This window comes from Nocardiopsis rhodophaea (assembly GCF_039530945.1).
Taxonomy (GTDB): domain Bacteria; phylum Actinomycetota; class Actinomycetes; order Streptosporangiales; family Streptosporangiaceae; genus Nocardiopsis_C; species Nocardiopsis_C rhodophaea.
Genome location: NZ_BAAAPC010000028.1, coordinates 26987 through 53084, shown reverse-complemented (window position 1 = coordinate 53084; position 26098 = coordinate 26987). Strand labels below are relative to the sequence as shown.

Here is a 26098-nt window from a genome sequence, read left to right as displayed (position 1 = left end):
AGAATTACCTGTGTCCGCTCCTTCTGCCTCCAAAACGCCGGTGACCGTCATCGGACTTGGCCTCATGGGCCAAGCGTTGGCCGCCGCGTTCCTTGCAAAGGGACATCCGACAACAGTCTGGAACCGCTCGGCGGGCAAGGCCGAAAAGTTGGTCGGCAATGGTGCCGTCCTCGCGGAATCGGCCAAGGGCGCCGTCGAAGCCAGCCCGCTTGTCGTTGTTTGCGTGTCGGACTACGACGCCGTACATGCGTTGCTCGACCCGATCGGTTCCTCGTTGGAGGGGCGCACGCTGGTCAACCTGACAACCGCGAGCTCCACTCAGGCGCGGGACGCGGCGGTGTGGGCCGACAGGCTCGGCATCGCGTATCTGGAGGGTGCGATCCTCGGGGTTCCGCAGGATATCGGGACCGACACGGCCACCATGCTCTATGCCGGTTCGGGTACGGCGTTCGAAAAACACCAGGCCACACTCGAGGCCCTCGGTGACGCCGCGACCGTGTATCTCGGCGAGGACCACGGCTTGGCCGCCCTGTACGACATGTCCGTGCTGACGATCATGTGGGGCGTGCTCAACAGCTTCCTCCACGGGGCGGCGTTGCTGGGCACGGCCGGTGTGAAGGCGACGACGTTCGCGGACATGGCCGTCACGGCTATCAATGTGAGCGCCGACTACGTAACGGGTTACTCCCAGCAGATCGACGCCCGAGAGTTTCCGCCCACGGATGCGACCATGAACGTCCACCTGGGTGGGATGCAGCACCTCCTCGAGGAGAGCGAAGCCCTCGGTGTGAACACGGACCTGCCGAAGTTTTTCCTGAAAATGGTCCATCGCGCTGTGGCCGACGGTGACGCCGAGAACAGCTACGCATCCATGGTCAAGCAATTCCGCAGAAAATAGTCGTGCAATTTTTCCGTCGGATCGGTGAAATAGTCATGTGGACAGGACGATCCCAGCTATATTCAGGCGAAGCGGCCAAACGCGAAATGTGTGAGAACGAGCGCCACCTGAGAGATACAGACGATCTTTCCCGAGATCGCGGTGATGTGCTCAAACAGCCGCCAGCGCCGAGTGAGTGGCGGGAACCCGCGCTCGGCCAGACGGCGTCGGCCGTGCTGTAGGCGGTCGAAGGCCGCGCCGTCTGTCTTGTTGTTTAACCTCAGCCCGTGGTCGGATCACCGTTTCGGCCGCGGGTTTCCTCGTTCCCCAGACAGCAGAGCGGCCTCGGGACGATCATGTGCGCTGTCGAGACGCCAACGATCAAACCCAAGGCCGTGTAGGTGAGTCTGCTGTACAACTACAGCCCTGTCGAGCCACTGTCGGCATGGTCCCGATTCCGCACGGAGCTCTACGCCTGCCTGACCGCGCGAGCAGACGCCCTGTTCGATCTGTGCGACGCCCTCACCTGCGCCCCCGGCCCCGTCCGCCACCTGGCCCAGCTCTCCAGCGCGTAGTCGCCGAACTTCTGTCGGCACGGCGCGGGGCCGGGCAACTCCTTGGACGCTGCCCGGGGGCGGGGCGGTCAGCTTTCATCCACGCCGACCGGTTCACGGACAGCCGGTAAGCTGTCCGCCTTGGTGATGCACTGGCTCTCGGCGACCTCGTCGCTCAGTGGAGTGCTGGCCCGACGGCAAAGGTCTCCAGGGAGCCGCCGACGCGTTCGATCGGTCCCCGCGGCCTCAGGATTGCGGGTCCGACACTGGAGACGCGGGTGCCCAGGACGCCGCGGAAGGCCGCGAACTCATCGATCTCCACCACTGCCTCGCCCTGCTCGACGTTCGCCGCAGTCTGACGGCACCTTGCACACCTGTGCCTACGTGGTGGCCACTCCTAACCAGCTGGCAGAGGTCTTGAGATTGTCGCCAATGCGGTCTGCCGAGACGATCTCGTCGCGAGGGAGGTGCGGTGGCTGGTGCGCCGCCGTGTTATCCAGCACGGCGGAAACGGCCGGTAGATGTGCGCCCCGCATCACGATTGACCTCAAGCGAACTTCAGGAAGCAGGATGTCCGGCGAACCCACCGTGTGTGATCCGTCGCCGCGGAGACATCGATCATGAAGGGTGCTTGATGATGAGGGCAGTGGTGTTCCGTTCCTTTGGTGCTCCCGAGGTACTGGAGCCAACGGATATCGAGGCACCCCGGGCGGGTGCGGGCGAGATCCGCGTTCGGGTCCGGGCCGCGGGGGTGCAGCCCATCGACTGCGCGGTCCGCTCCGGGCGGCGCCGTCCTGGATTGCCCATCGACTTTCCCCACGTGACGGGCGGGGAATTCGCCGGTGTGGTCGATCAGGTCGGTGAAGGAGTGACGGGGATCGAGCTCGACGCCCACGTGCTGGGTTTCCGTACCCAGTGGACGTATGCCGAGTACGTGGTCGTCCCGGCCGATCAGGTGGTGGTCAAGCCCGACGCTATGTCGTGGGAGGTCGCGGGCGGGCTCTCCGGTGCCGGTCAGGCCGCGCACACGGCTGTCGAGGCTCTCGGCGTCGGCGACGGAGACACGTTCCTGATCAATGGAGCGGCGGGCGGCGTGGGCACAGTGGCGGTGCAGCTGGCGCGGCACCGTGGCGCGACGGTCATCGGTACGGCCAGCCGGCGCAATCACGACTACCTGCGGGACCTGGGAGCGGTCCCCGTGACGTACGGCGAGGGTTTGGTGGAGCGTGTCCGCGCCTTGGCGCCGAAGGGCGTAGACGCAGCTCTGGATGCGGCGAGCGCTGACGGCCTCCGGGATGCGATGGCCCTGGTCAAGGACACAGACAGGGTGGGAACCATCACCTCAGCCGAGGCCTGCGAGGAACTCGGCGCTCGCTGGATCGGTAGCCGGCGTTCCCTGGAGCGGCTAGCCGACCTCGCCCGGCTCCATGCCGAGGGCCTCCTGCGCGTCCACGTGCGGTCCACCTACCCCTTGGAGCAGGCCGCCGAGGCCCACCGGGACGTCGAGTCGGGTCATGGCAGGGGCAAGGTCATCTTGCTGGTCGGCTGAATTGATTGACCGGGGGTGCTGGTACCACTCTCACGCGGCTTAATGCTCCACAGAGCCGCAAGAGGTGCAGGCCTATTCGCAACGTCGTATCCCCCGCTGATCGTCAGCCGCTCGGTCTTCGGAGTCGTCGCTGCAGCGTTGTTCCCCGGGGCAACCGTCGCGCTGCTGCCACTCTCGGCCGGGCCAAAGAGGGACCGGGCCAGGGGAAAGAGGGATCGGGCTATAGGTCGGCGATCCGCCGCCAACAGCGTCGGTGATCTCTTTTGGTCCTCGCTGGGCTCTGCGATCGGTGGTTTGTCCTGGAACGCCCCCTTTGGCCTGCAAGTCGTCGGCCTATATCCCTAGGTGCCGCCGCACTGCCGACCCTTCGCTGCCATCCAGACACTCCCGCCGTGTGCGGGGTGGAGCGGTGGCGCTGCTCCGTGGTGCCACTGTCCACCTGGTTCGCCGGGGATCTCCAGTGTGGGGTGACGGCGCTGGGGCCGCATTTTGCTCTCACGGTGGACCGCCGCGCCCCGCCGCCCTCGCTACTCCTCGAATTAAGGCCATTGCTTTGAGTATCTTTCGGGGGTGTAGAGGAGGAGGGCGTATGCGTCCGACCATCGTTTTGTTCACCCGGGACCTGCGGGTTCGCGACCACCCGGCGCTGGCGGCGGCGGTCGACCGCGATGCCCCTGTGGTGCCGCTGTTCGTCGTTGATCCCGCGATCACGGCCCGCGCAGCGCGCAATCGGATCGCCTACCTGCGCGAGGCGCTCGCCGATCTGCGCTGCGCCCTCCGGGCGGCGGGCGGGGGCCTCGTCCTGCGCCGCGGCGATACGGTACGCGAGGCGCTGCGTGTCGCTCAGGAGACGGGTGCCGGACGTATCCATCTGAGTGCCGATGTGAGCGCGTTTGCCGCCGCGCGTTCGGCGCGGCTGCACCGCGAGGCGGCCGCTATGGGTGTCGAGGTGGCTGAGTTCCCCGGGGTGACGGTCGTTCCCCCGGGCGATCTGGTCCCGGCGGGCGGCGATCACTACAAAGTCTTCACGCCCTACTGGCGGGCGTGGGAGTCGCACTCCTGGCGTGGAATGGTCGCCGAGCCGAGGCACCTCAGCCTGCCCGCCGGGATCGACGAGGGCATCTCGCCCGACGAGGTGTTCGGCGACGCCGGGGTCGGCGGCCTGTCTGCGCTTCGGCAACGCGGAGGCGAGCAGGAGGCGCGGCGGCGACTGGGTGCGTGGCTGTCCGATGGCTGCGCCTGCTACGAGCGATTGCATGACGACCTTGCCGCGGCCGCGACCTCCCGGCTCAGCGCCGACCTGCGGTTCGGCTGCCTGTCCCCCGTGGAAACCGCGCGAGCCGCCCGCGATCACCCGGCTGGCCGGTCCTGGGTGCGCCAACTCGCCTGGCGGGATTTTCACCACCAGGTCACCGCGGCCTTCCCCGACATCGCCGTGCGCGACTACCGGCCGCGCGATGTGCAGTGGCACACCGATGAGGACGCCCTTGAGGCGTGGCGCGACGGCCAGACGGGCGTCCCGATCGTGGACGCGGGCATGCGGCAGCTCCTGTCGGAGGGGTTCATGCACAACCGCGCCCGCATGATCACGGCGGCGTTCCTCACCCGACACCTGCGCTTGCACTGGCGCCACGGCGTGGCCCACTTCCACGCCCTACTCACTGACGGCGACATTGCTGACAACTGCGGCAATTGGCAGTGGGTGGCCGGCACCGGGAACGACACCCGGCCCAACCGGAGGTTCAACCTGCTGCGGCAGTCCAGGAGGTTCGACCCCGAAGGGGCCTACATCCGGCGCCACGTCGCCGAGCTCGCGGACCTTTCCGGCGCGGACATCCACGCACCGTGGAGGGCACGGACCCCGCCGGCCGACTACCCGAAACCGCTGACGGACCTCGGAGAGTGAGGAGGATGAATCGGGGGTCCGGCAGGCGGGGTCCGCGGTCGTGGGGGCGGAGCCCGCGGGGGCGGCGGCTGAAGCCTCCCGCCGACCGCGTTTCAGCCCGCCTCCCCGTCCGTTTCCGCCTCGGCGGCGATGTTGTCCGCCATCGCCCCGAAGACCACTCCGTGAAACGGAGCGATGCCCCACCAGTAGGCCTGGCCCGCCAGTCCACGGGGGTAGAAGACCGCCCGCTGCCGAAGGACAGCATTCCGCTCCCCCGGCTCTACCCGTAGCTCCAGCCAGGCAAGGCCGGGCAGCCGCATCTCGGCGCGCAACCGCAGCAGACGGCCGGGTTCGATTTCTTCGACCCGCCAGAAGTCCACGGAGTCGCCCACCCGCAGCCGTTCTGGGTCCCGGCGTCCGCGGCGCAGCCCCACACCACCGACCAGGCGGTCGAACCAGCCACGCGCCGCCCACGCCAGGGGCCAGGAGTACCACCCCCGCTCCCCTCCGATGCGCTCGATGACCCGCCACAGTGCCTCAGGAGGGGCGTCGACGTCGCGCCGCCGCTCGTCCACGTACAGGGAGCCGCCCGTCCACCCCGGATCGGTGGGCAGCGGTTCGGACGGCGCGCTCGGCCAGTCCGCGGACGACCACCGGGTGTCGACCCTGGCCTCGCGGACACGGCACAGGGCGAGCCGTACCGCCTCGTCGAACCCCAAGCGTTCGTGGTCGTCGAGCATGTCCGCCAGATCGTCCTCAGCGCATACGACCTCGTGACGCAGCGAGTCCACCAGTGGCCGGGCAATAGAGCCGGGGACCGGGGTGACGAGTCCGACCCACAGGCTTGACAGCCAGGGCGTGAGAACCGGCAGTGGGAGGATGATCCGCCTGCGGATGCCGGAGACGTGCGCAAAGCGCTGGATCATCTCCGCGTAGGTGAGGACATCCGGGCCTCCGATGTCGAACGCGCGGTCGACATCAGGAGGCAACTCTGCCGATTTCACCAGCAGACGCAGCACATCGCGCACGGCGATCGGCTGCACCCGGGTGTTCACCCAGCGGGGGGTAGTCATGATCGGCAGCCGCTCGGTGAGGTAGCGGAGCATTTCGAAGGATGCCGACCCCGACCCGATGATGACGGCCGCGCGCAGCACCGCGGTCGGAACCGGCGAGTCGAGGAGGATGCGTCCGACCTTGTCCCGCGAGGCCAGATGGGCCGACAACCGCTCTCCTCGCGGCGTGAGCCCGCCCAAGTAGACGATGCGTCGTACACCGGCCCGTGCGGCGGCGTCGGCGAAGTTGCGTGCCCCCTGCTCGTCATGTCGGCGGAAGTCGCCGCCGCCCATCGAGTGCACGAGGTAGTACGCGGTGTCGATACCGCTCAGCACGGGGTCGAGGCTTGCGGGATTGAGAACGTCGCCGGGCACTGCCTCGACCCTGTCCCGCCACGGCAGGTCCCGCAGCTTGCCCAGCGAGCGTGCCATGCACCGCACGTCGTGGCCGGTGTCCAGCAGCTCCGGGACCAGCCGCCCGCCGATGTAGCCGGTCGCTCCTGTCACCAGTACGCGCATGCCGCCCCCCGTTCCAGCGTTCCGGAGCGCAGGCGACCCGGAGGCGCCGCACGCGGTGCCTGTCGTCGCCCCTTACCCCCGACACCGGGTATACCCATGCGTCCCGTGTAGGCACGCTGGTCCCGCGGGACTCTCCAGCCACACGTGACGCAGGTCGGCGACGCGCTGGAGTAATCGGGAGTTCGCGTTGCTCACGCCGAGCGAGTCGGTGGCCGATGCCGCCGATGAAGTGCCGCCCCGCGCGTTGATGTAGCGCGCTGCTCATTTCCGGCGGCACGACGGGCATTTCCACAATTCCTACCTAGTTAGTATATTTTTCCCATCGTGCCGCGGCGGCGTGCCTGGAGGCGTCACTCGCCGCAGCCCCACGGCCGACGGAAACCGCAGTTCCCGCTCCCCGACCAAGAACAGCCGCCGTCCCGGAGGGACCATTGCGCACGCTCGTCCTCCTCGCCATCGCGGGGTTCTTCGCCCAGTTCGTCGACGGCAGCCTCGGCATGGCCTACGGCGTCACCTCGACGACCCTGCTCCTCCTCTTCGGTACGAACCCGGCAGCGGCGTCGGCCACCGTCCACCTGGCCGAGATCGGCACAACCCTCGCCTCGGGGATCTCCCACTGGCGGCTGGGCAACGTGGACTGGGCGGTCGTGCGCCGGATCGCCCTCCCCGGCGCCATCGGCGCGTTCGCCGGCGCCACTTTCCTGAGCTGGCTGTCCACCGCCGCCGCCAAGCCGATCACGGCCCTCATCCTGCTCGCCCTCGGGCTCTACATCCTCGCTCGTTTCACCGCGGCGGGACCGCCCAGCGGCAACCTCGGCGCACCACTCCGTCGACGCTTCCTCGTGCCCGTGGGCCTGTTCGGTGGATTCGTCGACGCCACAGGAGGCGGAGGCTGGGGACCCGTGGGCACTCCGGCACTGCTGGCCAGCGGCCGCATCGAGCCGCGCAAGGTCATCGGATCCATCGACGCCAGCGAGTTCGTCGTCACCCTCGCCGCGAGTGTCGGATTCCTCGTCGGCCTCGGCACCGCCGGAATCAACGCGGGCTGGGTCGTCGCGCTCTTGGTCAGCGGTGTCATCGCCGCCCCGCTCGCCGCGTGGGTGGTTCGCCGCGTTCCGCCGCGCATCCTGGGTTCCGTGGTGGGCGGACTCATCGTGCTGACCAACACCCGCACACTGCTCAACACCGAATGGATCACCCTGCCCCCCGCGCCGCAGGTATCGGTCTACGTCCTCGTGTGGGTCCTGTGGCTTGGCGCGGCGGCCTGGTCAGTCCGTGCCTACCTGGCCGAACGGCGCCTCGGCGCGCGGGTCTCCGGCGGTGCCGCCGCGAATTCCGCCGCCGATTCCATCGAGGCACACAGCTGACCGGACGAGGGGAGGGGCGGGGCTTTGCGTCAGTGCGCGACCGCGAGGGCGGCGAGCAGGGACCGCGTGAGCCGGGACCGGTAGCCCGCGTCGACGGGGCCGTCGGCGGATCCTGGTCACGCACATCGTCCGCGGAAGTGGCGAGCCAGTTCGACCCGGGAACTCAGGTCGAGTTTCCGGAAGATCTGTCGCAGGTGGTAGTTGACCGTGTGCGGCGAGCGGGAGATCAACCTCGCCACCTGCCGGTTGGTCTTGCCCTCCGCCACCAGGAGCGCGACCCGGAGTTCCGCCTCGGTGAGCCGGTCCGCCTCCACCTCCCGTGTGTGCGGTGCGCGCGGCAGGGGCAGGGGGCGCGCGCTGAGGAGCGCCGGAGCCGAGCGCGGAGGTGTGGCCTGACGTCCCGTTCGGGCCTTTAATGCGCCGCTGTCGAGCGTTCGCAACCGGGCCTGGACGCGGGCGACGTCGGCTGTGGCCCCGATGTCGGCGTAGTGCTCGGCGGCCGACCGGAGTCGCCGCCGCGCCGAGGCCAGCTCTGGTCCCTGGCGGCTCAGCAGCATTCCCAGGTCCTCTCTGGCTGACGCGGACGCCCAGCGGCTGCGATGGTCCTGCGCCGCCCGCTCCAGGGCGTGCCGGTCGTCGTGGAGGACCCCGCGGGCGTGCGCGGCCACGGTCGCGAGGATCGGATGGGCCGGGTTTCGCGCTGCGAGGCGCTCGGCCGCCCGTACGACCGTTGAGGCGAGCGCGAACTCCCCGGCGGCGCGCGCGAGTTGGACCAGGCTCGCGGCAGCGCTGTGGTCACCCACGAATAGGAGGGGTGAGGTGGACAGGTCGGCGTGGTGCGCCGCGAGGAGGTCGATGGCGGCGTGGGGGTCCAGCCGCCCCAACGCCACCCGGAAGTCGACCCATTCTTGATGGACCGAAGGGAACGCGGTGCGTTCGGAGGCGTGCTCGATGCGCCCCCGCCACACATGGCTGACGGCTTCCTCCACCTCCCCGCGGCGCAGTGACGTCAGGGCGAGCAGGGACTCCCCCTGCGCGGCGGTGTGTCCGGCGTCGATCCGGTGGGCGAGGGCGACTCCGCTCGCCAGTTCCGCCTCGGCCTCGGCCGTTTTCCCCGCGGAGATCAGCAGGCGGCCGGTGAGGATCGCGGAGTCGGCGATCGCCCGAGGATGGCCGAGACTCTGCGCCTGTGCGCGAATCCGCGCCAGCTCAGCCCGGCCTTCGGCGAGCTCGCCCAGACGGACCGACTTGAGGGCGAGGGCGAGGGCGGGATACGGGCGCCATGCCGCCGGGAAGGGGCCTTCGGAGAGACGCCGGGCCTCGCGCCCCTGGTGGAGCGCTTCGTCCAGGTGCCCGGCGGCCCACGCGAGGTTCGAGAGCACGACGGCCGCCACCGCGGCCGCGGGGCCGGAGCGGTTCTCCGCGAGTATGCCCGAGGCCTTCGCCTTTTGCACCTGCTCGCCGGCCCGGAACAGCCCGGCGATATGGTCTGCCGCGGTTTCGGAGCCGCAGGTCGCCAGTACACCCGCGAGGGCTGCGCGCAGCATCGCCAACGCCCGAGGGGCCAGGGGTCGGGACAGGGCGCCCTGGGCGAGGAAGAGCGAGGCCATCATGTGCTGGACATCCTCCTCGGCCTCCGCGTGACTGACCACCGCGGTGGTCGGGTCGGCCACCGTGTCGCCCGGATCCGGGGACGGCATTCCGCTGCCCAGAATCCGCCGCACCTCAGCCGGGATCCCCTCCCGGACCGACCGCTGGACCTGGGGAGAGCGAAACGCTAACCGGTCCTCGCGGAAGCGGATCAGCGAGGCCGTGACCGCCTCGTCGAGCGCGGGTAGCAGCGACATGGTCGTCACTGACTGGATGAGCGCCATCTCGTGAAGCGTGAAGGTCGGGCCCAGCAGGGAGGCCGCGCGCACCAGCTGGCGCGCCTGCTCGGACAGTTCGTCCAGCAGTGCCCGAACCTCGGCCCGTACTCTGTCGGGAACCGCTTCGGCGATGTTCTCAGGCTCCTCGGGACGCACGTGACCCTGCGGTCCCGGTTGCTGCGGTTGCACGGCGAGTGCTTCACGATTGCGCATGATCCCCCATAGGCCCAGGTCGTAGCGGCTGACACGCACCTCTCGGCAGCCTGACCGGAGCAATCCACCTCACAACTCCGGTGCGGGAGTCTCCCCAGTCTCGGAAATACCCGTCAACAGAGTTTTCGCCAGGCGAGATCGTAATTCCACAGGTCCGGGAATTCGCATGGATGGCGCGGCCGCTACCGGCCAGTAGCTTGAGAAAGGCGGCGAGGGCTGCGGGAACGCGCTTCAGGGGGGCGGCGGTGTCCTTTGTCACATGTGCCCGTCATTCGCGCGCCGTGCGGTCCTGGGAACGCCGAGTCCGGCCCCTCACAGGAAGGGACCGGACTCGGCTGGGATTTCCTCCTCAGGGGCGGTTCACAGCGCGCTTCGCTTCAGCGATGGCGTCGTATCCGGCGATGTGGTTCCGGGAGATCAAATCGGAGATGGCCTCCGCCTTCTTCGTCATGTCGTCGTTGCTGAAGTCCCGGTACAGTCGGCCCGCTTCACGTGAAACATTCTGAACGCGAGACGTCCGCTCGATCCGCACCCCCTCGTAGACCTTCAGGAGCTCGGGGAGGGATTCCCGGTCTGCGCCCTCGAGAATGGCGGCCAGCGCGAACGCGTCTTCGATGGCCTGGTTCGCCCCTTGCCCGAGGTGCGGGACCATCGCGTGCGCGGCGTCGCCGAGCAGCGTGATCGATTCCGTTGACCACCGAGAGAGCGGCGGCCGGTCGAAGACACCCCACTTGAAGGTCGACTCGGCGGCACCGATCGTTTCCTGGACGCGGGGCTCCCACCCGGCGAACTCGGCCCGTAGCTCGTCGAGGTCCCCCGCCGCCGACCACGTCTCCTCGGCGTCGCGGTCGCTCGGAACATACCCGACCACGTTCATGGTCCTGCCGGACGACACCAGGTAGCAGAGGAACGTGCGGCCCTCGCCGAACCAGATGGCCAGCCGTGGGTCCCGCATCGCCCAGCTCAGCTTCTCGATCGGCACGAGGGTGCGGTAGGCCATGATGCCCTCCCCCGTCGCGTGGACGTCCAGGCCCAGCGCGCCCTGCACCACGGTGCGGATCCCGTCCGCACCGATCACCAGGTCGGCCGCAATCGTCGAGCCGTCCGCGAAATCGACAGCGGCGTAGCCATCGTGCTGCCGGGCCGCGACCGCCCTCTTGCCCAGGTGCACCACCTCGGAAGGGAGCCGGGAGACCAGCACCTGTTGGAACTCGCCGCGGTGGACGGCGAACGTGCGGCCGAGCGAGCTCCGCTTCTGCGGCCAGTTCTCCACACCGAGCTTGTTCCCGGCGGCGTCCCGGACGATGGAGTCGTCGGCGGAGTGGCCGATGCGCATCACGTCGTCGTCGAGGCCGACGGTGGCCAGCAGGTGCATGGCGTTCGGTAGGACACCGAAGCCGGCGCCGATCGCCCTCAACTCGGTTGTCTGCTCGTAGACATGGACACGGTGTCCCGTGGCGCGCAGGGCGATCGCGGCACTGAGCCCGCCGACGCCCCCGCCGATGACCGCGATGTTCAGCATGCTCCGTCCCTCGATCCTCTTCCCGCGCGCGCCGTCGCCGCCGACGGCATCATCGGACCCCCCACAGCCCGCTCACGCGCTCGGTGGCCGACCGCAGGTGATCGATGATCCGGTCCGCCGGCCACGCGGTGCGGTTGTCCTGGATCGAGCCGAGGAGCGATCGCGCCACCTCGCGATGGTCCGCCAGGTCGACGCGCGACCGCACGAGGGCCGTGGCCAGGTCCTCCAAGACCAGGCCGAACACGGCCTCCCACATCTCGTCGTCGGGCCGGAGACGGGCGTACTCGGCGATGACGGTGCCGTAGACGGCGAGCGCGAAGATCTCGCCGACCGCCTGCACCTTCCGCTGGTCGGTCTGGTCGATCGGCTCGACGAACAGGGTCGACCCCAGCCGCTCGGCCGCGTCGAAGAACAGCGCGACCGAGGGAAGGTGCCCCAGCGCGTCCTTCAACGGCTTGTGGTCGCTGAACACGAGCCTCTCCAGACCGCCCAGCCTCCGCTGCGATAGCAGGTAGCGCGGCCCTTCCAGGGACCCGTCGGCCGTGCCGGGCACGTGAGCGGTGCGGTTGGCGAAGTCGAAGAAGTTGGGCGCCGCTCGGACCGCCTGCATCAGGTTGACGTACCTGGTCCCCTCCAGACGCGGCAGGTACTCGGCGTACTTCATCGCCGACCGGAACGCGGAGTCCGTCTCGAATGCCTTGGCCGAGATTACGTCGCACAGCGCGTGGATGACCTCGGTCGCGTCGTGGGTGACCTTGGCCTTCGCCACCGCGTTCAGAACGACGTAGCGGTTGTCCTCCTCCCCGGAGGTGTGCATGTAGTCGACGCAGCGCGCGTTGAACGCCTTCATCCCGATGAGCCGGAGCGTCGCGCGGCACAGCCCGTCGCGGTTTTGCCCGAAGGAGCTCACCGGCTGTCCGAAGATCGAGCGGTGCGACGTGTGCCGGAAGGTCTCCACCAGAGCGCGCGACACCAGGCCGGTCGCGGCGGTCGCCAGGTTGAACTTGCCGACGTTGATGGTGTTGACCGCGTCCGCGAAGGCCTGGGGCCCGGTCGAGATGACGTCGTCGTCACCGAACTCGTAGTCCGAGAGCCGGAACTCGCTGACGTACATCTGCTCCGGGACCGAGTTGCCCACCAGCTCGAACCCGTGCCGGTGGGAGTCCGCGCGGAACAGCATGTAGTCCCGGGACCCGCCGTCGCCGTTCCGCGCGAAGGTCGTGATCAGGCTCGACACGTTGCCGTTGCCCGTGTAGTCCTTCCCGCCACTCGCCACGTAGCGGTCGGCGAGGCGCTTCACCGAGGTCGCGGTCGTGCGCCAGTCCGCTCCCGCTCCCCGCTCCGACATCCCGAACGCGCCCACCATGCCGGCCCGGAACTGCTCCCTGTAGGTGTCCTGGACCGCGGTGTTGTCCGACATCCAGACGGGAGTGGCCGACAGCGAGCTCACGTGCCACATCAGCCAGTGGGTGAAGCTGTGGAACGCCAAGTGCTCGCTGAGCCCGGCGACGCGGTACGGTGCCCAGCCGTCGGGTCCGTCACCGAGCCATGCCGGGACGAGGGACCGCTCAAGGAGTTTTGACGACTTGAGGAAGTACAGGTACTCGGCGGGAAACTCCCGGGAGATCTCCTGCCGCAGGACCTTGTCGCGGCCGATATGAAGGAACCAGTCCGAGACTTCGGTCGCGAAGGTGCGGTCCGGCCGCACCAGGACTCCGGTGCCGCCCAGCCGATCGGCCGTACGCGAAGAGCTCGGCATGTGGTCATTTATCACGTGTCTCTCCCCCGTGATGATTTCGAGTGCGCTTGGCTCAGCCGGTTCTTTCGACCGGTTCGGTCGTCGCCGCGCGCCCCACACCAGCCCGGTTGAGCTGGAGGATTCCGATCGCGCAGAAGGCCAGCGCGAACAAGCAGAACGAGAGTCCGGCCGCAGACAGGCCGAACGATTTTTCGATGAAGGCCAGGGCGATGACCGGGACGGCGGCGCCGGTGTACAGCGCGACGTAGAAGAGGTTCACCGCGCTCACGCGCTCCCCGAGCGACGTGCGGGCGGAGATCTCCTGGATGGACCGGCCGATCGTCAGGCCCTGGCCAAGGCCGGTGGATACCGCGGCGCAGGTGTAAAGGACCCCGCTGCCGAAGTAGATGGCGCCGGTCAGGAGTACCAGTCCCACGGACATGACAGCAGCTCCGGACGTCAGGCCGCGGTTGATGGCGACGCGTCGGAATGCCAGCTGTGCCAGCGCTGAGCCGCCGAATCCGGCCCCCACGATGAGACCGGCGGCCAGCCCGCTGGAGTGCGGATAGAACGAGTCCAAGAAGTGCGGTGTCAGGCCGGCGAGCATGCCGAGCGTGGCCATCCCGGAGACGCCGATCATGGTGAGCCCGGCGTAGGTAAGGCGGTCCGCGGACGGCGGCTTCGGTGCCGACCAGCGGAACGGAACGCGGTCGTCTCGGTCCAGAGGTTCCCGGATGGTGAGCATGAGGACGGCGAGTACGCCGACGGCGGCCAGATGGACCAGGAAGAGGCCGTGCTCGGGATCGCCGAGGAACTGCGTGCCGAGCCCGCCGATGACCGGGCCGATGCCCAATCCGAAGATGTTGGCCGCGCTGGCCCACACGGCGGCGTGCTGCGCGAGCTTGCGCGGTGCGACTTCCACGGCCGCCACGGTTGCGGTGCCCATGAAGGTCCCCGCCGCGAGCCCTGTGAAGAGACGGGCCACGAAGAGGTAGCCGATCGAGTCCGCCGCGAGGAACGCGACGTTGGAGGCGACGCTGAAAATGAGCCCGAACAGCAGGAGCGGGCGTCGGCCGATGGTGTTGGACAGCGAGTTGAACAGGACGAGCGCGGCGATCACGCCCAGCGCATATATCGCATAGACCTCGGTCACCTGGAGCGTGGTGAGGCCGAATTCTTTACTGTAGATCGCGTATATCGGCGTCGGCAGAGCCGTGTGGGCCATAACGGCCACGACGCTGACAAGGGTCACGGAAAAGGAAAAGGTGCGGACCCTCTCGATTGCTGGCATGGAAATATTCCTTGTCCCAGGAGAAGAATGAGGTCGCGTCTCACCGCCTGATGGCCTATGCGACGAACATCGACTGGAGAACAAAGGCGCAGTCGTCGCTGCGGTCACCCATGGTCGCGTGGCTCACCGCCGCGCCGCCCGGTGAGGCGACCGTTGTCCCGTCCAGCCGCAACCAGTCGCTTTCTGGCAGGCGGTGGCAGTGCACGGTGATCTCGGTGTTGATCGCGAAGTGCTTCATCATGTCGATCCGCCGGGCGATGGACCAGCAGCTGTCGGCGATGAGCATCAGGCGGCCGAACGGAGTGTCCGGCTCGCCGAGGATGAGGGGGATGCGCGGACGGACCCATGCCTTTCCGGGGCCGAACGTCGTGAAGGGCTCCGATTCGGCGAAGCGCCATTCCATCGCGGAGATGTAGCCGTCCGTGTGACTGGTCAGCTCAAGTGGCACGGGAGGCGTCACGGACTCGTCGAAGGCCAGCACCAGTGGGGCGGAGGGAGCCACGCTGTCGTCGAAGGCGAGACCGTCCTGCTGGAGCCGGGGCTCGCGGACACGGTCGAGAGCGCTGGGCGCGGCCTTGTATCTCCACATACGGGCGATCGCCACGGCTCTGTCGTGGTGCAGGAGTGTTCCGGACAGCAGATCTGTCCGATGCGTCGAGTGCTCCACCGAGGTCCGGACCGTAAGGTCATCGACCGGAATCTGCCCGAGCAGTTCGAATGTCACACGAGCCGGGTGGAAATCCGGACGGTGGTGGTCGTTCATCATCTGCGTCGACAGCAGCGCGGAGGGAGGCCCGGCATGCTGTGCTTTCGGTCCCCATGGCCCGGCCGTCGACCACGTGCTGACGTACGTCTTCTCGTCGATTCGCTCATAGAACGAGTCGGCGATCAAGGGCGCCTCTCTCGGTTGCTTCAATGCCACCCCTTTTTCCCAGAATCCTGGCCGAGAGACTAGTTCCCTTTTGTTCGCTTTGGACCTACTCGTTCGAGTGGGGCGGGGCAGAACTACTCGAACGAGTAGGTCCGTGGGACGGCGGACGGTGAATCGTTTTTCACGTGGTATTTCGCTGGTGGGATACAGCGAACGGACTCTCGACCATGAAAAGGTCGCCGGTACGGATCACCTTCGATGAAGCGCGTTAACACCAGCCGACGGAAGCCCGGGGAAGAGCGGAGAGTGACCAGGGCGGTGCAGGGTTATCGGAGATGAGTGGTCACCAGCCCCCGTGCCGCGGCTCGCCAACAGGCCGAGGCCCCTGCGGGCCTCCGTGTTGACCAGACTGCGCCCATCGGCGCGGGCTCTACGCAGTGCGAAGGAGTCGGTTCCGAGGACTGCGGAGTGGAACCTTCGTCCCCGGCGTACCAACGACAGTCTTGCGCCGGAGCCGCGGCGGGGTGGGATCGGGTGAGCGCGCCTCGCCGGAGGGTCAGCAGTTCACCCGTGAGCCGCACTCTCCCGTTCCGAGGGCCCTCAGGAGTCCACCGCAGCCTCCGAGGGCCGATACGAGCTGCGCGTCAACATCGGAGCCCTCGTCCGTGAGCGGGTTATCCAGCTCACCCCTGCACGCCGCTGAACGCCATCGATGGTGCCTCCTGGGAGCGCGTTCATCAGTGTGTCTTCAGGTGTTTCCCCAGCGCAAATCCAGGATTTGGGGTCAGAGCCCTTAATTGCGTCGAACACGCGTTTGACCCGAAATGCTCTGTACAAACCCTATGCAACTAGGATACAAGTAAACAAACTTCCGATTCGGGTGAGGCGAGGATGCTGGACGCGTGGCGAGAAATTGGCACAGGCATAGGTCCGGTGCTGGCGAAGGATCTTGAGCACGCTCTCGCGCGGCACCTGGCAGACGATGGCTGTAGCGCGGTCTGTGCCACACAGGGGACCTCGGACGGCCGGCTGTTGATCTTCGTCGAGTGTGCGCACGGAATGGATGAGTCCGCTCTTTCCGCGGTGGCCGAGGGCGCACGTGCGAATCTGATCCGCGAATGGAAGGTGACACCTGACGAGGTCACGTGCGTGCCTCTGGGAGCACTGCCGAAGTCGCCCGACGCAGAGCCGGTGGAGCATGAGATCCTCCAGCTGCACCGCCGCGGAGCTCTGAACGTGCTGCGCGTCGAGCGATACACCGAAACTGCGACCTCCAGTGGATCCGTGGCTGAGACCGATGGAGGTTCCGCAGAGGACCTGATTTCGTCCTCCGGACTGTTCGACTCTGCGATGATCTTCGCGGACGAGCACGAGGGCGGAGCTCCGATCGCGGACGCTGATGCGCCGCGGCTGTCCGTCGAATTGATGCGGCAGGACATCGCCGAAGTCCTGGACGAGCCGCTGGCCCGGATCACTGACGATGCCGATCTGACCGCTCTCGGCCTTGACTCGATCATGATCATGACATTGGTCAACCGGTGGAGGGCCGACGGTTCCGGGGTCACGTTCGGCGATTTGTTCGCCAGCACCGTACTTCAGGACTGGTGGGCAGCTGTGGCAGCGGCGCCGGGGGCAGTCGATGTGCCGGAGAGTATGGAATTCGGAGACACCGCCCCTCCTGTGGACGAGGCGCAACCGTTCGAGCTGGCGCTGATGCAGCATGCCTATTGGATCGGCCGCGGTGATGAACAAGTGCTCGGCGGGGTGGCGGCACACTTCTACAACGAGTTCACCGGACGTGAAGTTCAGGTGGACCGACTGGAGCATGCTGTTCGGGCCGTGACGCAGCGCCACGCGATGCTGCGCGCACACTTTACCGATGACGGTCGGCAGTGGATCGCCGACCAGAGTGCGTGGCCTGGTATCACCGTTCACAATCTCCGTGGTTACAGCCATGAACAGGCCGAAGAGCACCAGAGGCGGCTCCGCCAGAAGCTGTCGGGCAGACGTCTGGCCGTGGAACGCGGTGAGGTTTTCGATGTACAGGTGTCGCTGCTGCCGGACGGCGGCAGCCGAGTGCACGTGAACATCGACATGCTGGTGGCCGATGCGTTGAGCTTCAGAATCGTTCTCGCCGATTTGGCAGCGCTCTACGACGCTCCGCACGAGCCCCTTCCCCCCATCGACTACAGCTACCCGCGGTATCTGGCGTATCGCGCACGACGGCGCGAAAAAGGGCGGGAGAAGGACCGCGCTTACTGGCAGAAACGCCTGCCCGATCTGCCTGGCGGACCTGAACTCCCGCTCGCGGTCGAGCCGGAGCGTCTCTCGCAGCGCTCTCCGAGTCGTCGCCACCACTGGATCAGTGGCGATGATCGCGACCTGCTCGCCGCGCGTGCTCGGCGGCATGGAGTGACCCTGCCGACGGTCTTCGCCACCGCGTTCGCTGAGGTTCTGGGAGCGTGGAGCTCGCGTAAACGCTTCCTGCTTAATCTGCCACTCTTCGACCGTGAAGCTGTGCACCCCGACGTCTTCAAGCTCACTGGGGACTTCACCAACCTCCTGCTCCTCGAAGTGGATCTGCGGGAGTCAGCGAGCTTCCTCAACCGGGTCAAACAGCTGCATCGTCAGTTGCAGGGCGACATGACGCACACGGAGTACTCCGGCATCGATGTCCTGCGCGACCTGACCCGGATCAATGATGGCGACCCCGTGTACGCGCCCGTTGTGTTCACCAGCGGATTGAGTCTGGGCGAGCTGTTCAGCGAGGGCGTACGCCGATGCTTCGGCACACCTTCATGGATGATCTCCCAGGGCCCCCAGGTCTGGCTGGACCATCAGGTCACCGAACACGATGGAGGTCTGCTGCTTAACTGGGATGCAGACGAAGCGCTGTTCAGCGAGGGTGTCCTTGATGCCATGTTCGGGGCCTATTGCCGCCTTATCGACTGGCTCGTCGGCAGTGAGGAGGACTGGGACCGGCATTTGCCTTCCCTTCTGCCTCACGAGCAGCAAGCGGTGCGTGCCGAACGCAACGCTACGGAGGCCCCGACCAGTGGACTGCTGCTCCACGAAGGGTTTTTCCAGCAGGCCGAATCCGCACCGCAGCGCATCGCACTAGTGGCAGATGGACAGGACGACCTGACCTACGGCGACCTGGCCGAGCAGGCGTTGCGAATCGCGGGAGCCCTGAAAGCACGGGGAGTGGCGCCGGGCGACACCGTGGCGGTCACTCTCCCCAAGGGTGCCGGTCAGGTCGCCTCCGTTCTGGGTGTACTGGCTGCGGGTGCGGCGTATGTTCCGGTCGGAATTGACCAGCCAGTTGCCCGCAGGGCTCGTATTTATCGCCGTGCGGGTGTGCGCGCTGTAGTGACAGAGACCGACGAGCGGAACGACGAGGCGTGGCCATCGGGGGCTGTGCCGATGCTTCTCGACGAGGCGTTGCGGGCGGATCCGGTGTCGGGGTTGGCGGAGGTGGCTGAGGATTCTGTCGCCTACATCATCTTCACGTCGGGTTCGACGGGTGAGCCGAAGGGGGTGATGGTCAGTCATGCGGCGGCGGTGAATACGTTGGCGGATGTCAACGGGCGCTTTGGCGTGGGTCCGGGTGACCGGGTGTTGGCGGTGTCGGCGTTGGACTTCGATCTGTCGGTGTACGACATCTTCGGTCTGTTGTCGGCTGGGGGTGCCGTCGTGTTGATCGAGGAGGACGAACGACGGGACGCGGTGCGCTGGGTTGACTCCGTCCAGCGTAACGGCGTGACGGTCTGGCAGTCGGTACCGGCGCTGCTCGACATGCTGCTCATCGCCGCAGAAGACGCTGGAGGGAATCTGGGCCTGCGTGTGGCGTTGCTTGGCGGCGACTGGGTGACCGTTGACCTATGGGGTCGGTTGCAGGAACAGGCCCCTGGATGCCGCCTGGCCGGGCTCGGGGGCACCACGGAGGCAGCGATCCATTCAACGGTGTGCGAGGTCACGTCCATACCGGAACACTGGCGATCCGTGCCCTACGGCACCCCGCTCAAAAACGTCGCTTGTCGGGTGGTGGATGAGTTGGGGCGGGATTGTCCTGACTGGGTGGCGGGGGAGTTGTGGATCGGTGGCGCGGGTGTGGCGCTGGGGTATTGCGGTGATCGGGAGCGGACGGATCTTCAGTTCCTTGAGGTAGATGGTGTGCGGTGGTACCGGACGGGGGACCTCGGTCGGTACTGGCCGGACGGCACGCTGGAGTTTTTGGGGCGTGCTGACCATCAGGTGAAGGTGCGGGGGCATCGGATCGAGTTGGGTGAGGTGGAGAGTGCACTCGCCGCCCACCCCGACATCGCAAGGGCCGTGGTGACCGTGACGGGCAGCGTGTCAGCCCGCCTGTCCGCGGCCGTACAGCCATCTCAGCACGTAGCGGAGACTTCGGAACTAATCGACTGGCTCGGCTGTCAGCTTCCCTCCTACATGATTCCGGAACATTTCCTCATGCTCGATGCCTTGCCTTTGAATGCCAATGGCAAGGTCGATCGCAAGAGGATCACCGACTTGCTAGCCGCACAGCAGTCGTCAGACTCCCTCGCCCGCCCGCCACAGGGTGAGGTCGAGGAGGAGGTGGCAGCAGTCTGGAAAGAACTGCTGGGGGCTGACGCGGTCAGCAGAGACGACGGCTTTTTCTCCCTGGGTGGGGACAGTCTGCTCGCGACCCGCGCCGCAAGCCGTCTCCGTGCCGCAGGACTGGCGGGGGTCGACCTGCGCACCCTGTTGTCCAATCCGGTCTTGAAGGATTTTGCCGCGTCCCTGCGCAGAGACACGGAAGCGAACACCTCTGAGGTGGTGATCACCTCAGACCTTCCAAGCCGCTTCGAGGCGTTCCCGCTGACCGATGTGCAACGCGCCTACTGGATGGGACGGACAGAGGACTTTGCGCTGGGTGGCGTGGCCTCCCATTGGTATTGGGAGTTCGAGGAGAACGACATTGACCTGCAGCGACTTGAAGCAGCGTGGAACAGGCTGATCGAACGACACGAGATGCTGCGTGCGGTATTCGGTGAGGACGGTACACAGCGCATCCTGCCTGATGTGCCCCATTACCGGATCACGGTCGTCGACGCCGCGAACAGTGAGGAGAGTGCCGTCCTGGGGCAGTTGCGTGAGCAGCTCTCCCATCAGGTACTGGATTCCACGGCCTGGCCACTGTTCGACATACGGGCGGTGCGTTGCGGGGACGGGCGTACTCGCGTCGCATTCAGCCTTGACCTGTTGATCCTCGATGCGCTGAGCATCATGATCGTCTTCTCGGAGCTCGGTCAGCTCTACCGCGATCCCGAGGCTGAACTCCCCCCATTGTCCCTGTCGTTTCGGGACTACGTGTTGGACGTGTCTTCGGACCCCGAATGCCTCGAAACAAGTCGGCGCTACTGGAGTGAGCGCGCCGAAGAGCTGCCGCCGGCACCGCAGCTGCCGCTGCGCATGGATCCAGCTCTTGTCACACGGCCGAAGTTCACCCGTCGCGAGGCGGTCGTTCCCCAGGAGCAGTGGGAGGCCATCTGCGCGAAGGCCCGATCCCAGGGCCTGACCCCAGCGGCTCTGCTGGCAACTTGCTACGCGGAGGTGCTCGGCCGGTGGTCCAGCCGTCCGGACGTGACGCTGAACCTCACCCTGTTCGATCGGAAAGAGGTGCACCCAGAGGTCCAGTCTGTTGTCGGCGACTTCACCTCGCTCCTGCTGGCCGGGTACCAGCCGCAGTCTGGTGAGACTTTGCTGGAGCGTGCCCTGCGTTTCCAGGAGCGCCTCTGGCAGGACTTGGACCACAGCGACGTCTCGGCGATCGAGGTCATGCGGGAGATGGCGCGGTCGGACGATGTCGCTTCCGGATCTATGCCAGTGGTGTTCACCAGTGCGCTCGGCGTGGGCAGGGAACTGGCCTCGGCGCCGTTCGCGAAACAGGTTTGGGGCCTCTCACAGACACCGCAAGTCTGGTTGGACTATCAGGTCATGGACTTCGAAGGCGGCATCCGCTTCAACTGGGATGCCGTTGAAGACCTCTTCCATGAAGGCGTCCTGGACGCGATGTTCGAGGCACACCGTGAACTAGTGTTCTCCCTCGCCGAGGTGGACTGGACGCGGTCGGCTCCGGAGCTACTGCCCGACTCGCAGCGCGTGATGCGGGAGCGGGTCAACGCGACTACCGCTCCGCAGGAGCACGTTCTACTACACGAGTCTTTCTTCGCGCGCGCTGCTGAGGATCCCGATGCGCTGGCATTGGCGTGGGGTGAGGCCGCGACATGGTCCTACGGCCAGCTCGCGGACCGGTCGCTGCGGGTGGCCGGCCATCTGGCGGCGCATGGCGTCCGCCCGGGCGACCGGGTGGCGGTGTGTCTACCGAAGGGACCGGAACAGGTCGCGGCGGTGCTCGGAGTGCTCGCTGTAGGTGCGGCGTACGTACCGGTCGGCGTCGATCAGCCGGAACGTCGTAGGGATCGCATTCTTGTTCGCGCGGACATATCAGCGCTGTTGACCGAAGCCGAGATGCAGGAGGCGTTGCGGGCGGATCCGGTGTCGGGGTTGGCGGAGGTGGCTGAGGATTCTGTCGCCTACATCATCTTCACGTCGGGTTCGACGGGTGAGCCGAAGGGGGTGATGGTCAGTCATGCGGCGGCGGTGAATACGTTGGCGGATGTCAACGGGCGCTTTGGCGTGGGTCCGGGTGACCGGGTGTTGGCGGTGTCGGCGTTGGACTTCGATCTGTCGGTGTACGACATCTTCGGTCTGTTGTCGGCTGGGGGTGCCGTCGTGTTGATCGAGGAGGACGAACGACGGGAGGCTCGTCGTTGGGCCGAGCTGATCCGGCGCTGGAACGTCACCGTCTGGAACACTGTTCCCGCGCTCCTGGACATGCTTCTCATAGGGGCGAGTTCCCAGCAGCCCCTGGCATCGCTGAGATTGGCGCTTCTCTCTGGCGATTGGGTCGGCCTCGACCTGCACCCTCGGCTCTCGTCAGGTGCCCCTGGCTGCCGGATGATCGCGCTGGGCGGAGCCACGGAGGCTGCCGTGTGGTCCAACTCCTTTGAGGTGGAGAGGATCGACCCCGATTGGTCTTCCATTCCTTACGGACGCCCTCTGGCAAACCAGTACTTCCGTGTGGTGGATGAGTTGGGGCGGGATTGTCCTGACTGGGTGGCGGGGGAGTTGTGGATCGGTGGCGCGGGTGTGGCGCTGGGGTATTGCGGTGATCGGGAGCGGACGGATCTTCAGTTCCTTGAGGTAGATGGTGTGCGGTGGTACCGGACGGGGGACCTCGGTCGGTACTGGCCGGACGGCACGCTGGAGTTTTTGGGGCGTGCTGACCATCAGGTGAAGGTGCGGGGGCATCGGATCGAGTTGGGTGAGGTGGAGAGTGCACTCGCCGCCCACCCCGACATCGCACAGTGTGTGGTCACGACCGTCGGGAACGGCCCTGTCGGGCTGGGTGCGGTCCTAGTGCCCGAGTCGCCCCGCAGCGCGCAGGCTGCTGGTTTGGACGCGGACGCGTTGCAGGACTGGCTCATGGAGCGGCTGCCCGGCTACATGATCCCGGAGCTGCTGGTGGAGGTCCCGAGGCTGCCACTGAGCGGGAACGGAAAGGTCGACCGTGCCGAGATCGTCCGGCAGCTGAGCGATGCAGGTCCGCAGACCTCCGAATACGCCTTGCCGGAAGGCGAAACCGAGTCGGAACTGGCAAGCGAGTGGCAGGAGTTGCTCGGAGTGGAGCAGGTCGGGAGGGACGAGAGCTTCTTCGTCCTCGGCGGTGACAGCCTGCTGGCGACACACTTGGTCGAACGGCTTCGCAAGACATTCGGGGTGGAAGTGACACTGCGAGAGTTCCTCGCGACGCCGACCGTCCGGCAACTCGCGAGGCTGATCACATCGCGGGGCGCTGCAGGCGCTGGTCAGCTGATGGACGAGGGCAGCATCTGACATAGAGCGATGAAATCTACAAGGCTGTAGCCAATCAGATCTTTCAATGGAGGCATGGATGAGTGTGGAGCAGGCCAAGACCCTCTACGCGAAGTGGATTGACGAGCTGTGGCACGCAGATCCGAAGGAGATGGGTGCTATCGCTGCAGAAATTTCTGCACCTGACTTCGTTGGTCACTGGCCGACCAAGGACATCTACGGGCCAGACCAGCTTGCGGAGATGATCCGTGACGGTGTGTCGCTTTTCTCTAGTGTGCGGGTAGAGGTCACGGTGGGTCCGCTGGTTGAAGGAGACCTGGTGTCCGCTCGATGGATGTTCCGCGGAGTTTACAATGGTGAATTTCCGGGTTCCCCTGTAGAGGCTGGGGCGGAAGTTTCCTTCTCCGGGATGGATATCATGCGGTATGCGGAGGGAAAGTTTTCTGAATATTGGGTGTGCTCCGATGGTATTCAGTTCATGGAACAACTTGGGTTCGTGCCGAAGCCGTGACTTGATTCCTCGGTAATGAGGTTTCTTGAGGATCTCATCGGATAGTCCCGCCTCTTCCAAAGAGGTGGGGTTGTGGGGCATCCCGCCGTGCCCAGCCACCGGGCTCCCGCAGCCGCTCCCCCGGTTGCGGTCCCGGTAGACCTCGCGGTCGAAGACTGGAGGCCAACCCCCTCGGCGGCCGTGCAATTTGCGGTTGTCCTTCTGGTCCTCTCGTCCGGGGATCGTGCCCTTTATGCCCTTCCTTCGATCCACTGGACGCGTCGCGAGTCCTCTTTTGATGCCCTTTTCCGGTACCCGCGGCGTGCTGGTGGGGGCGTATGACAGTGGAGTCGGCGTTGGACGTGCGGGTTGGTGTCCTGGGCGGCGATGAGGTGGGCTTCGATGCGCTCCCAGGGGCCGTCGGCCGCCAAGCGTCGGAATCGCCGGTAGACGGTGCGCTAGCGCACCCAGTCCTGCACCGCTGACACCCGGTGCAGGACCTCTGGCGCCTGCGGGTGGTGTGGGCTGGAGAGACCGCGCACAGGATGGAACCCTGATGGTGGGGGGAGTCCCATCACCTGAGGCCCTCACCCCTGGCCCAGGATCAGGCTTTGTGTTTCTCTTCCTGTGCTTGTGCAGACCTGTTACGCAGTGTCAGCAGGGCGATCAGGGCGGAGCACGCGGCGAGGGCCGCGCTGCCCCAGGCCACGGACGTCAAACCGCTCGTGTAAGCGTCTTGGAGCATCTGGAAGGACAGACCGTGGGTTGCCTCCAGTCGTCCCGCGGACACAGAGTGGATGATCTCGCTGGCGGCGTCGCCGTCGATGTCTACTGTGGCCAGCGGTTCCTGCAATGAGCTGCTGACGCGTTGTGCCAGAACTGTGCCGAGTACCGCGACGCCGACCACGATCCCCAGTGGACGGACACTGTTGGCGACGCCGCTCGCCAGCCCCGCCTGCTCGGCCGGTACCGCACCGAGCGCGGCCGACATAACCGGGGCCTGGACCAGTCCCCCGCCCACTCCCAGTACCACCAGCGCGGGCGCAAGGAGTAGCCAGCTGCTGTCGGAGTGGAGGGTCGTCAGGGGCAGTAGACCGATGGCTGTGATGGTGCTTCCGGCTGTGGTCACGGAGGCTGTGCTGAACCTCTTGAGCAGCCGGGCGCCCAGTGGGGCTGTCACCATGAACGGAAGGATGATGGGCAGCAGGGCTAGTCCCGCCTGCAGCGCGGAGTAGCCGCGCACCTGCTGGAACCATATGGCCAGGAACATCATCAGGCCGAAGAACGAGGCCACGATGGTGAAGAGGGTCAGTAGTGCGCCGCTGTAGGCCGGAACGCGAAACAACCGCAGGTCCAGCAATGGGTGGCGCCCTCGATGCTCTGCCATCACGAAGAGGGCGAGCAGCACGCTGCCGCCGATCAGGCAGCCGACAACCAGCGGGCTGCCCCAGCCGCGCTCAGGTGCGGCGATCACCCCGTACGTCATCACAAGCAGCCCCGCGGCGGACAGCAACAGGCCCATCGGGTCCATAGGCCGATGGGTGGACCGGTGGTCACCGGGCAGCCCGCGGGAGGCCGCAACCACCGCCAGGCACAAAGGGAGGTTGATCAAGAAGGCCCAGCGCCAGCCCGCTGAGTCGACCAACACCCCGCCCAGCAGGGGTCCGATGACGAAGGACAAGGACGCCACGGTGGTGTAAATGCCGAGGGCACGTGCCCTTCCAGTGCCTGGGAATCCGGCTGCCAGCTGTGCCATGCCAGCTGAAGTCAGGGCTGCCGCAGAGATCCCCTGCAGTGCCCGGGCCACTACCAGTACTCCCTCACCTTGCGAGAGCGCGATGACCGTCGAGGTTAGGGCGAAGCCGATCACGCCGATGGTGAAGAGCTTGCGGTAGCCATACCTGTCGGCCAGAACGCCCGCGGTGAGGAGGACGGCTCCATAGAGCAGGCTGTAGGCGTCTACCACCCACTGCAGACCGGCCAGGGACATCTTGAGATCGGCGCCGATGTGTGGAAGTGCGACGTTGACGATGGTCGTGTCGATGCCGGAGATTCCGGCTGCTGCCGCGACTACTGCTAAGAGTCGCTTCTGGGCCGGTAGCCAGCGCTCCGTCTGTGGCGGCGAGTCGCGGCTCTCGGTGGCCGACTCTTCCGTCATAGCTGCACCCCTCATCTCTTTGGAAGGACCCCAAGTATACCTGTAATCAAACCATCATTTATCATGCTTCAAAAGGAGTTGTGAATGCGCGTTGGGGGTGTTAGGTTCTGGTCTGATTGTCTTGATCATGAAATGTATCGCGGTGCTCCTTGACGTGTGTTGGTTACTTCAGGTTCGCGAATCGGCTTCCGTCGACGGTTGCTGATTGGGGTGGCACCTTTGTG

At 66.5% G+C, this 26098-nt stretch carries 14 protein-coding genes; 7 read left to right on the top strand and 7 right to left on the bottom strand.

Translation table 11 applies throughout. The features are described from left to right. Nucleotides 1-40 precede the first annotated feature (40 nt). The 4 genes from ABD259_RS23860 to ABD259_RS23845 all read left to right on the top strand — a co-directional run bounded on the left by ABD259_RS23860 (nt 41) and on the right by ABD259_RS23845 (nt 4886). Nucleotides 41-898: an NAD(P)-dependent oxidoreductase gene (locus ABD259_RS23860; RefSeq protein ID WP_344165414.1), complete on the top strand. Its 858-nt coding sequence runs from the start codon at nt 41-43 to the stop codon at nt 896-898. Between the two features lie 380 nt (nt 899-1278). After that, complete coding sequence (locus ABD259_RS23855) at nt 1279-1452, top strand: hypothetical protein (RefSeq protein WP_344165411.1); 174 nt, start codon at nt 1279-1281, stop codon at nt 1450-1452. Nucleotides 1453-2068: 616 nt separating this feature from the next. Then, a complete protein-coding gene (locus tag ABD259_RS23850; RefSeq protein ID WP_344165438.1) occupies nt 2069-2980 on the top strand; it encodes an NADP-dependent oxidoreductase in 912 nt (303 codons plus the stop codon). A gap of 589 nt (nt 2981-3569) precedes the next feature. Then, nucleotides 3570-4886 carry a cryptochrome/photolyase family protein gene (locus ABD259_RS23845; protein WP_344165408.1) on the top strand — a complete coding sequence of 439 codons (1317 nt, stop codon included), beginning with the start codon at nt 3570-3572 and terminating at the stop codon, nt 4884-4886. 92 nt (nt 4887-4978) lie between these two features. Here ABD259_RS23845 and ABD259_RS23840 read toward each other — a convergent pair whose 3' ends face one another. Beyond that, entirely contained in the window at nt 4979-6436 is a 1458-nt protein-coding gene (locus ABD259_RS23840) for an SDR family oxidoreductase (protein ID WP_344165405.1), read from the bottom strand. Nucleotides 6437-6867: 431 nt separating this feature from the next. Between ABD259_RS23840 and ABD259_RS23835 the strand changes: the two genes are divergently transcribed. After that, nucleotides 6868-7803, top strand: a complete 936-nt coding sequence (locus tag ABD259_RS23835) for a sulfite exporter TauE/SafE family protein (RefSeq protein ID WP_344165402.1) — start codon at nt 6868-6870, stop codon at nt 7801-7803. 116 nt (nt 7804-7919) lie between these two features. Here ABD259_RS23835 and ABD259_RS23830 read toward each other — a convergent pair whose 3' ends face one another. From ABD259_RS23830 to ABD259_RS23810, 5 genes are all read right to left on the bottom strand, one after another. Then, nucleotides 7920-9884, bottom strand: coding sequence for a helix-turn-helix transcriptional regulator (locus ABD259_RS23830; protein WP_344165399.1), 1965 nt, complete (start codon nt 9882-9884; stop codon nt 7920-7922). A 349-nt stretch (nt 9885-10233) separates the two neighbouring features. Continuing rightward, complete coding sequence (locus ABD259_RS23825) at nt 10234-11406, bottom strand: FAD-dependent monooxygenase (protein WP_344165396.1); 1173 nt, start codon at nt 11404-11406, stop codon at nt 10234-10236. A gap of 49 nt (nt 11407-11455) precedes the next feature. Continuing rightward, nucleotides 11456-13165, bottom strand: a complete 1710-nt coding sequence (locus ABD259_RS23820) for an acyl-CoA dehydrogenase family protein (RefSeq protein ID WP_344165393.1) — start codon at nt 13163-13165, stop codon at nt 11456-11458. Nucleotides 13166-13217: 52 nt separating this feature from the next. Beyond that, a complete protein-coding gene (locus ABD259_RS23815) occupies nt 13218-14435 on the bottom strand; it encodes an MFS transporter (RefSeq protein ID WP_344109402.1) in 1218 nt (405 codons plus the stop codon). 55 nt (nt 14436-14490) lie between these two features. Next, a complete protein-coding gene (locus ABD259_RS23810) occupies nt 14491-15351 on the bottom strand; it encodes a thioesterase family protein (RefSeq protein WP_344165390.1) in 861 nt (286 codons plus the stop codon). Nucleotides 15352-16197: 846 nt separating this feature from the next. Between ABD259_RS23810 and ABD259_RS23805 the strand changes: the two genes are divergently transcribed. After that, the gene (locus tag ABD259_RS23805; protein WP_344165387.1) at nt 16198-23247 is read left to right on the top strand and encodes an amino acid adenylation domain-containing protein; all 7050 of its coding nucleotides are present in this window, start codon (nt 16198-16200) and stop codon (nt 23245-23247) included. A 58-nt stretch (nt 23248-23305) separates the two neighbouring features. Next, the gene (locus tag ABD259_RS23800) at nt 23306-23737 is read left to right on the top strand and encodes an ester cyclase (protein WP_344165384.1); all 432 of its coding nucleotides are present in this window, start codon (nt 23306-23308) and stop codon (nt 23735-23737) included. A gap of 583 nt (nt 23738-24320) precedes the next feature. Here ABD259_RS23800 and ABD259_RS23795 read toward each other — a convergent pair. Beyond that, nucleotides 24321-25874, bottom strand: a complete 1554-nt coding sequence (locus ABD259_RS23795) for an MFS transporter (RefSeq protein ID WP_344165381.1) — start codon at nt 25872-25874, stop codon at nt 24321-24323. Between the last annotated feature and the right edge of the window lie 224 nt (nt 25875-26098).